An 8,843-nucleotide genomic window follows, 5' to 3' on the forward strand; every position below is an offset into this window, starting at 1 on the left:
GGGATTGAATTTCAGAATCTGCGATTGCTTGAGTGAGGCTTCCGACGATACCTTTGACATCCATGAGGCTTCCTTTCCTGCGGTGTTAGTTTGAGCACCAACATTTTGCAGGAGGAAGCCTCTTTTCGTGAATACCAATCTCGCCAGATCACAGGCGCACTACGCGGATCGCACCCCGTGCAACGATTGAAACTCAGTGTCGCAATCGAGCGAAACTCAGGAACAGAAGCCAAAACGTGGCTGGATTGCAGGTGCCAAAACGCCAAAGGATGTACAGGCACAAATCTAGAAGATTCACGAATCAAATCGAAATACGACCGAGTCTCCGCGCCATAGGTCTTGATCCGCAATTCTCCAACACCACCTTTCATGCTGACATCGAACAACTCGAAGTCATCGCCACTGGTAGCCACATTTGTAATGCAGATGCCAAGCAAAACCATGCCTGCAATGCCAATAACTGGAACAGTTCGTTCGCCTCTCGCCCTCATCGATTTCGCCTCATCATATCAAGCAGGAAACTCGCGGAAGATCGCCCAAGATAGATCGCATTGAAGATGTTATCAATGTATCTTTCGACCTCGGTCCGACGGATGGCTCCACTTCACTCAACGATTCGGAAACGCCGCTTACGAAACACTCAAGTCCGCATGGCCACAATCCGGCAAGAAGTAAGACTGCAAATCAGCAGATAGCACGTGCCAAATCTCGTCATCTTCTTTTGATAGAGAATCTCACCTTGGTTCGAAACTTGTCGCTTGACGTTGATTCAAATCTTGCAAATTTGCCAAGAAGCTTCAGGTCAACGTTGTCTGAAGACGTCGAACTCCGGCTTGGATTTCTCCATGTTTCTGTCCTGGCAACGTCAGCGAGATCCACAGGCGTCAGGTGATATATTTCCGAACCAATCGCTTTACCTCGTTCTGAGAGATCAACAACTAGGAAACAGTCGATATTCTTCTTTATCAATGAACCTAGGTAAATGTCACCGTTGGCATCAGCATCAGGCTGCTTCTTCGAACTAGTGATTGTGCTTCCATAAACAAAATGAATGCGTTCAATATCGACACCAGCGTTCAACGTATTCTGACGGACTTGAAAATCAATGCCACGATAATCCTGAGCTGAGCAACCGTTCGCGATTATCAAAAGCATCAATAGGGCGCACAACTCGCGTCGTGTCGCTCTGGCTCTGTCGACAATCAAGTCCGTGTTGACCATCGTAAATCCCCAACTCTCGCTAAATATTTGAACCCACCAGCAGCCGGACGTTTCGGCTAGTCTCGTGTTCGGAAATAGTGCCGCTGCTGAAGTGCGCCGTTTGTGTTCGGCATGGTGCTTGCAAACACGCTCCCGGGCCGGTGTCCGCGAATCACACCCCACACTCGATTATACCCCGTTAATTGATGGCCCGCCAAGGCTTGCCGTGGGAAACAGCAGCGTTTTGGATATTAGAGGCATAGCGGCGGCGTGCGAAATGAGCGATGCCATCGCAGCATAAATGCTGGCGGCGGGCGCGTCCGATGCCAGCCGAAGTCACCTATGAGCTCATGTGCGACCGAGATACTCCTAGGCGTGCTGTTTCCCAGCAGAGTTTGTTCCGATCCGCCCGGCGCTTGGATGCTACCACAGCTATCGGTGGGGTGACAAATCGATTCGGACGCCACCACCATGCCCAAAAAGATCCCACGCACCTGGCTTACCGCAGCGAAACCCACAATAATTGGCTCATCCGACGGAAGCGTGCGCCCGAGGTTTTCAAGGCATGGCTCCCGTATCGAAGGATTTATCTGTGGGATGTGATTATCAATGTTAGACTGGCACTGTCGTGAGAAACGGAGCCGAGCTCTGCAGAGGTGCTGGCTTGGCAAGGGATATCTCGGTCGCCAGCGTTTCCCTGCAAAAGCGGTACGCCAATGGTGTTGTCGGTCCCTGGCGAGCGTTTGTTCGTCAGGGACGCATTTTTGAACGATCATTGGATACTCGAGCCATGCCTCAAAAAACCTTCCGCTGTGCTCTGCGCACGCTTCCGTCGGATGAACCTGTAAATGGTCGAGTTGCCTTCACCTAGAAACTGCACGATCTCCCTGCGAAGAACGGGAGGAAAGAATCTTGGCGGAACACCATCGCGAGTAGGGTGGCACAAACGGGGATGGTGGTCAGTTTCCCAGCTCTCGCTCGTCGAGCCACGAGAGCAATTCTCGATAGCTGAGTCCAGTCGTCTCGGATGCTTTTCTGGCGAAGGTCTTCGAGGACACCAATACTGCTGGCGTTGATTCGGTGAACTCATCGCCCTCGATCGCCAAGCAGCCGCGCCGCAACATGACCCATGAGCGGTTTCCCTGACGCTTCAAATCCCGTAGAGCAATGGAACGCGGGTCGGTGGACGTCTCCGTGTTTGATTCGATTCGTTCATGACCGCTTTTCGAGAGCGGGATGGGAGGTCGGCCATCTCTTACGGTGTGATGTAGCTCGACGACGGTCTCGTCAAGACGATCGCCAGTAACGAGGCAACGATCGGCGACCCGCCGGCACTGCGCGCGTGCGGTTCCGCCAATCAGAAAGCGATCGGTCGCTGCGGATTCGGCGGAAACCCATTGCTTGAGTGCGTTCAGGGCGAGACAGAAGGCCCGGAATTCCGGAGGAAGTCGTCCTCGAAGGCAGTCGGGTGGTTCGGTGGCATCGAGAAACTCACGCATTGGGCCAGGCGCGTGGGCTAGTTGCTGTGATTGCTCCAACAGCAACACTCCCATCTGATCGAGAAGCCCGGATACCGCGGCACGCTCGAGTTTCATATTGAGCAACTGTGGGTCTTGCTGTGCCACGCTCTCGTAATGCGAAAAATACGCTTGCAAGAGTTCCTTCTTTTCCGCTGGTGACAGCGGAGCATCGTTCGTTGGGCGCACGTACGGTGGGGGCATCATTGTTCTCTGCGGGTGTTCAAGGTGCAGGGTTGGCCAGCGAGGTTGTTTCTCAGTCGATTCTGGCAGATTGTTGGCGTGCATCGCAACTTTCATTCGCCGCTTGGCCGCTGTCTCCGGTTCGGTTCGGATTCTTCGAGGAACAATCGGAAGCCCGCGGTTTGCAGCCATACAGCCAATTGGAATGGCGAACTGCGGATTGGGGGCGTACAGAGTTCTGGCCAGTGCGAGCCATTGTCCTGTGTCTGCGGGGCGATTGTGAGCAAGATTCTGTGGAAGAGTGCGAGTTGGCGTTGCAGAGAGTGAGGCCTCGTGCGCGGCGCACATCGGCTGGGGGCTCGCGGCGGGCGGAGCCGTCGGTCGACGATGGGACGTGTGGCGAATGGGGATCTGATAGACTTTTTGTTGGCGAGTCCGCAGGCCTGGCTCAATTGCGTTGCACGCGGGATGGACCGGTGACAATGTTGGTGCTGAAGTCGCTTCTCAACGGATACGAATAGCAAATGAAGATAAGCTGTAACTCTTGTCAAGAAAAATACGATGTTGATGATAGCCAGGGAGGTCGCATGGCACGCTGCTCATCGTGTGGATCAAGATTCATTCTTCCGATTCACGATCCCGACCGCCTGCTCGAATGGGCGCGTACTGCACCATGGCATCGCCTTCGGCGATTCGTTCGCAAGTCGGGCGCTCGGGGGCAATCTCGGTCAACCATCGATCAATTCGTGGGCATTGTCGAGAGACGTCGGTGGCAAGAGCAGGATCGTGAACGCTACGAAACCGCCCGAGCTAAAAATCAGTGTGTGCTCACGAGACGCCAAAAGATCTGGGCGAGGTCAGACCGCCGCATGCAGCGATTGCGAACTCTGACGGACCTGCGAAATCTCGAGCCTGTTGAATTTGAGCGTCTGGTTGCGAGACTTTTCTCACAACAAGACGAGTACATGGGCACTCCGGTAGGTGGCTCAGGAGACGATGGAATCGATGTGCGTATTTTCACGAGTGACGGTGCGCTGTGGGCGGTGGCACAGTGCAAACGCTACGGATCTCGGAACCGCGTCTCATCGAGTGAAATTCGCGATTTCGCTGGCGCATACATGCTCAGTGGTGCCGAACGCGGGTTCTTCTTCACGACTGGATCGTTCACACACGCCGCGAGACGAACCGCTGATGCGTACAAATGGCTGGAAACTTACAATGGACCGCGGCTCGTCGATTATATTGCAACACGGGACGCCCAGTTGGATGGCTTAGATGGTGTTCCGGCAACGCAATCACGGGGAATCGATAGCGGGAAATCTTGAGATGTGCCGCAGTTTCAGTCCATCGCTACAGGATCCTTACGACGTCCGCCAGGGCTGTGGTGCAAGCGGCATTCCAGCGGAATGTCTTTCGGTGAATTCGCAACGAGACTGATAACCTCTGTGAGTTCGGGCGGTGGTTGCGGGTGAGTTGGCGGAGGCCTCGTGCGGGGCGCACATCGGCTAGGGGCTCGCGACGGGCGGAGCCGTCGGTCGACTATGGGGCATTGAGTTTTTGGGCTTGTCGAAGTTATTGGGATGTCTACAAGAGTTGTTGGGGTGGACCACAGGAAAAGTTGGAACCGTTGAGAGTGGATGGCAGATGACGAGTCGACGAGCGATTGCCTTTCTGTTTGTTGCTGTCTTCGCTGTCATGCTTGCGTTCACCGTTCGTGCAGCGCTGGTTCGCAGCGTGCTGGACAATGGGAGTTTGCTCCAGGATGTTTGGTTTCAAGCAACACTGGTCGACGCCTATCTCGGATTCTTGACGTTTTATATCTGGGTTGCTTGGAAGGAGCGTTTCTTACCGTATCAGGCACCGGCTTTGCACGGGGTCTTGAGCGTGGCAGTTATCGCGTGTTGGGGTACCTTGAATTCCAAACCTTGGGGTAGCAGAAAATGAATTGTACAACTTTGGTGAGATGTGGTTTTCTGGTGTTGCTGTGGACAGCGGTCCTACCGGATCGTGCTTCTGCGGAGGATCTCAACAGGGTGGGAGTCGCTGCACGTACGCTGTTCGATTTTGGTGCGGACGATTCGCCCAGGGGCTGGCGTATCGTCAATGATGGCGTGATGGGTGGCCGTTCGACCAGCAAGTTCTCGGTGGTCGACGAGGGGGTTGCTCGTTTCGCAGGTCAGTTGTCGCTAGAGAACAATGGTGGGTTCGCGTCGGTTCGGTCGGCGCCGAAGGATTTGGGGCTGCAGAGCGACCAAACGATCTCGCTGCGCGTTCGCGGGGATGGGCGACGCTATACGCTCTGTTTGTACGCACCTGACCGACGTACCGCCTTCTCGTTCCAGTCAGAATTCGACACCGTTAAGAATGAGTGGATCGAAGCCCGTCTGCCGATTGCAAAGTTTGTCGCGAACTCTTACGGCCGAAAGGTTCCTGGTGTCAGCATCGATCCGCGAACTATCAACTCTCTTGGAATCCTACTGGGCGACAAGCAGGCGGGCCCCTTTGAGCTACAGGTCGACTGGATCAAGGTCGCTCCGGCTGAGGGAACGGCGCAGAAGGCAGACTAGAGAGACTGATGAGCGGCGATTCCAGCGGTGACCACGTCCGATGGAATTCCGGCGACGGCTGCGATGATGGAGCGCCCCAGTCAACCGTTCCAAAAACACGCTCGCGCAGAACCGACGGAGTCGAAATGCCACGCACATCCTTGATTGTGAATGAAAAGGGGTGGTGTGTATCCCGCGGTGCACATCGCGAACTTCCTGGTCGGAGAACAGAAAACCGAAACAATGGCAGTCGCAGTCTTACTGCCACCCGAGTCACGTCGTCTTGCCAGCCCGACGAACAGCCCTGAACTCCAGCAAGCTCTGATGAACGGCCATGATTTTAGCCTGCAGATCGCGATTCCGCTGATTACTGATTTTCGGCGTGCTACGAATCAACTAGACTGGGACCGGCCTGCATTCTAGAACGTATTCGCCACCGGAAATTCAAAATGCGCACAGAACGGAATGGTCTCTTGCGGGCAGCGGCGAGCGACGATGCAGTGACATCGATCGACCTTCAGGTATTGTCGAAACTCTTTGATTCTGCCCCCGACACCGCATTCTTTGTCAAAGACGCCGAGGGCCGGTACCTTGCCGTAAACGAATCGCTCGTCAAGCGACATGGACTTCGATCCAAAGCGGATGTGATTGGTAAACAACCCCGCGACATCTGCCAAGGTGAATTTGGCCAGGTTCCTTCGAAGCAAGACGAGAAGGTTTTGCGGACCGGTCGTTCACTCAACGAACATCTCGAGATGCACTGGAACCGGCCTCGGCATCCGGTTTGGTGCCTGACAACGAAGTTGCCGCTTCACGATCCGGCTGGGAACGTGGTTGGGCTGGTGGGATTCTCCCGTGACGTCCGCGTTTCGATTCCCACTGACGAGATCCCGACCGCGTACGCCCTCGCCATGGAGGAGTTCGAACGTACACTCGACCCTGCGGTCACGCCGGCTTGGCTGGCCGAGCGATCCGAACTGACCACCACGCAGCTTGCCCGATTCACACGCCGAGTTTTCGATTTGACGCCGACGCAGTTGATCGCCAAGATTCGCATCGCAGCAGCGTCACGACTGTTGCGTGATACAGAAAAGCCAGTCGTCGTCATTGCGTTGGACTGTGGTTTCTCCGATCACAGCGCGTTCACCCGAGCCTTTCGGCGAGCGACGGGGGTGACCCCTTCGGTGTTCAGAAAACAGCGCTGACGTCAGCCAGCATCCTGCCCATGGGTGTCATCCATCCCCAGCGTTTCCTACGGCTAGATTCCTGCCTCTGTGAAGCCCTGCGGAACCGCGGCCGCCACTAATTGCAGAAACCCGACCAGCCCCTGGCAGCATGCTCCACCGTCGAGCCGCTCGGGCAAACGCCGTACTGTGCGCAAAAACCTCCACACATAGCGAGTGAAGCCTATCTTTCGAGGGGATCAGCGTTAAATTTTAACGTCAGCTACTGCATTCCTAATCACCCTGCGACTCGCGATTGGTTTCGCGTTTGAGCAGCGGGCAATCGGGTTTGCGTCTGTCTTATCTAAACGTTGAATTGAGGAAAATTGCTATGTGTAACCGTTCTATGCGGAGAGGGTTCACGCTTGTAGAGCTCCTCGTCGTCATCGCAATTATTGGTGTCCTTGTAGGCCTATTGCTGCCAGCGGTGCAGGCAGCTCGAGAAGCGGCACGTCGAATGAGCTGCAGCAATAATTTCAAACAGCTTGGCTTAGCAATTCACAATTACCATTCGGCCTACGATAAATTGCCGACCCAAGGCGGTGGCACCGCAACCGTGTCGAGCGGTCGCGAGTTTGCTCCGGGGAGCAACAGCGTTGAATTATCTGCCCTGGTCGGGTTGACGCCGTTCATTGAACAGCAGGCGCTTTGGCAACAGATCTCCAACCCCTATATGGTCCCAGCAGGGCAACCAGGTGCGGGGAACACTTACGCTGCGATGGGACCGTACCCGGGCCGCGTGTTCAGCCGTCTCGTCAACGGGGCTGCTGGACCTTATCGTCCTTTCGAATCGGACATTCCAACGTTTCGCTGTCCCAGTGACCCAGGCGTGGGACTGCCTGCGATGGGCCGCACGAATTATGGCGTTTCCATGGGAGACTCGATCCACAAAACCAACATCCAGGCTGTGTACAATTTGGATGGGTCGAGCAAAGGGACAGCTGACTTCCAGGCCGCCAACGCCGCCAGCCGCGGATTCTTTAAATGCCAATTGGACTCGGCCTTTCGTGACGTCCTTGATGGCTTGTCAAATACCATTGCGATGGGCGAGTTCATCACCGACTTGGGCGATGATGACAAACGCTCTAGGCACTTGAAGGGTACATCCACGGTGAACCTTCTTGCCGTAGGCGGCGCGCTAGCATGCGAGCCCTTTACCGATCCAACCCGACCCGCGTTCTGGAGCCCTACGGCTCCCTTCGCCAGCAACGCCCATATCGACAACCGGCGTGGTTATCGCTGGGCGTGGGCCCTCCATATTCACTCGGGAATCTATACGATCTTGCCTCCCAATCGCGAATTGTGTTTCACCCAAGAGTGGTATCAGTCCGAGGGAATTTGCCCACCGAGCAGCCGACACCAAGGTGGAGCTCACGTCTTGATGGGCGATGGAGCCGTTAAGTTCATTACCGACTCCATCGAATCGGGAAATCTATCTGGTCGAGCCATGGTTTCGACTTCGGGTGCAAACAATGACCCGTTGTCGAGGGCAGGTGCCGCAAGCCCCTACGGACTGTGGGGGGCGCTCGGCACGCGTGCATCCAGAGAAGTCGTCGACGGTGAGTTTTAGTTTCTCAATGCGGTGACCCAGACGATGTGCCCGCTAAGCAGACATGTCAACCTGGAGGATACTGCGTGAGTTGCTGTTGCATATCCATGGGCGGCGAGCAGAAAACTCGCTGCTTTTGGTACCACCCCTTTTCTCTTTTCTTTTAGAGTCTGATTCCGTTATGAAAGTTTGTGTGGGTTCGTTGGTTTTATTGTTCGCTATAAGCATCGTGGGATGTGCGGAGAAGAAAGTAGAATCAACCTACGAACTGTCTGAAGTCGAGCAATTACTGAAGGACCATCCCGAACTGGATGATCCACCACCGCCGCAATATCGCGAAAAATGAGTTGCGATTGATGATCGCGGAGCTTGCTGCAGTCCGCTCATTTACCGGGAGCGAAGATGCTTTGCCGTATCAGCATGACACGGCCTGAGGGATTGCCCTGGCGTCTGACATGAGTAGCTACAGCCCTGCCCAGCGGACTTAGCTAGGTCCGAGGTTCTTCTCGGAATTTAGTGGCACGTATTTTCCGGCATCAGATCGAGTTTGCCGCAGTAAAACAGAATCCTGAGTCGGTAGTTGGCGAAGGAACGAAAGCCTCTTGCGGCTGACTTGATGGATTGA

8 protein-coding genes and 1 pseudogene are annotated in these 8,843 nt (G+C 55.0%); 7 read left to right on the forward strand and 2 right to left on the reverse strand.

What is annotated here, in order from left to right; genetic code table 11:
* Positions 1-711: 711 nt before the first annotated feature.
* Entirely contained in the window at positions 712-1,221 is a 510-nt protein-coding gene (locus CA85_RS24285) for a hypothetical protein (protein WP_186775201.1), read from the reverse strand.
* A 938-nt stretch (positions 1,222-2,159) separates the two neighbouring features.
* A complete protein-coding gene (locus CA85_RS24290; protein WP_146394279.1) occupies positions 2,160-3,005 on the reverse strand; it encodes a hypothetical protein in 846 nt (281 codons plus the stop codon).
* Between the two features lie 419 nt (positions 3,006-3,424).
* Here CA85_RS24290 and CA85_RS26260 point away from each other — a divergent pair.
* The 7 genes and pseudogenes from CA85_RS26260 to CA85_RS25295 all read left to right on the forward strand — a co-directional run.
* Positions 3,425-3,508: pseudogene (locus CA85_RS26260) on the forward strand (zinc-ribbon domain-containing protein); the annotation flags it as partial.
* 216 nt (positions 3,509-3,724) lie between these two features.
* On the forward strand, positions 3,725-4,225 hold the full coding sequence (locus CA85_RS25930) for a restriction endonuclease (protein WP_246113114.1): 501 nt from the start codon (positions 3,725-3,727) through the stop codon (positions 4,223-4,225).
* 319 nt (positions 4,226-4,544) lie between these two features.
* Positions 4,545-4,844: a hypothetical protein gene (locus CA85_RS24300; protein WP_146394282.1), complete on the forward strand. Its 300-nt coding sequence runs from the start codon at positions 4,545-4,547 to the stop codon at positions 4,842-4,844.
* A complete protein-coding gene (locus CA85_RS24305; protein ID WP_146394284.1) occupies positions 4,841-5,467 on the forward strand; it encodes a CIA30 family protein in 627 nt (208 codons plus the stop codon). The genes CA85_RS24300 and CA85_RS24305 overlap by 4 nt, the downstream gene beginning before the upstream one ends.
* Before the next feature lie 428 nt (positions 5,468-5,895).
* A complete protein-coding gene (locus CA85_RS24310) occupies positions 5,896-6,651 on the forward strand; it encodes an AraC family transcriptional regulator (protein WP_146394287.1) in 756 nt (251 codons plus the stop codon).
* A 349-nt stretch (positions 6,652-7,000) separates the two neighbouring features.
* Positions 7,001-8,239: a DUF1559 domain-containing protein gene (locus CA85_RS24315; protein ID WP_146394289.1), complete on the forward strand. Its 1,239-nt coding sequence runs from the start codon at positions 7,001-7,003 to the stop codon at positions 8,237-8,239.
* Positions 8,240-8,399: 160 nt separating this feature from the next.
* Positions 8,400-8,564 carry a hypothetical protein gene (locus CA85_RS25295; RefSeq protein WP_186775202.1) on the forward strand — a complete coding sequence of 55 codons (165 nt, stop codon included), beginning with the start codon at positions 8,400-8,402 and terminating at the stop codon, positions 8,562-8,564.
* Positions 8,565-8,843: the final 279 nt, after the last annotated feature.

The sequence above is a fragment of the Allorhodopirellula solitaria genome (assembly GCF_007859855.1).
In the GTDB taxonomy this organism is placed as follows: Bacteria; Planctomycetota; Planctomycetia; order Pirellulales; family Pirellulaceae; genus Rhodopirellula; species Rhodopirellula solitaria.

What these genes read in the sequence shown, in the direction of transcription:
- CA85_RS24285 (WP_186775201.1), bottom strand. Translation starts at nt 1,221, where the DNA reads ATGGTCAACACGGACTTGATTGTCGACAGAGCCAGAGCGACACGACGC.
- CA85_RS24290 (WP_146394279.1), bottom strand. Translation starts at nt 3,005, where the DNA reads ATGCACGCCAACAATCTGCCAGAATCGACTGAGAAACAACCTCGCTGG.
- CA85_RS24300 (WP_146394282.1), top strand. Translation starts at nt 4,545, where the DNA reads ATGACGAGTCGACGAGCGATTGCCTTTCTGTTTGTTGCTGTCTTCGCT.
- CA85_RS24305 (WP_146394284.1), top strand. Translation starts at nt 4,841, where the DNA reads ATGAATTGTACAACTTTGGTGAGATGTGGTTTTCTGGTGTTGCTGTGG.
- CA85_RS24310 (WP_146394287.1), top strand. Translation starts at nt 5,896, where the DNA reads ATGCGCACAGAACGGAATGGTCTCTTGCGGGCAGCGGCGAGCGACGAT.
- CA85_RS24315 (WP_146394289.1), top strand. Translation starts at nt 7,001, where the DNA reads ATGTGTAACCGTTCTATGCGGAGAGGGTTCACGCTTGTAGAGCTCCTC.
- CA85_RS25295 (WP_186775202.1), top strand. Translation starts at nt 8,400, where the DNA reads ATGAAAGTTTGTGTGGGTTCGTTGGTTTTATTGTTCGCTATAAGCATC.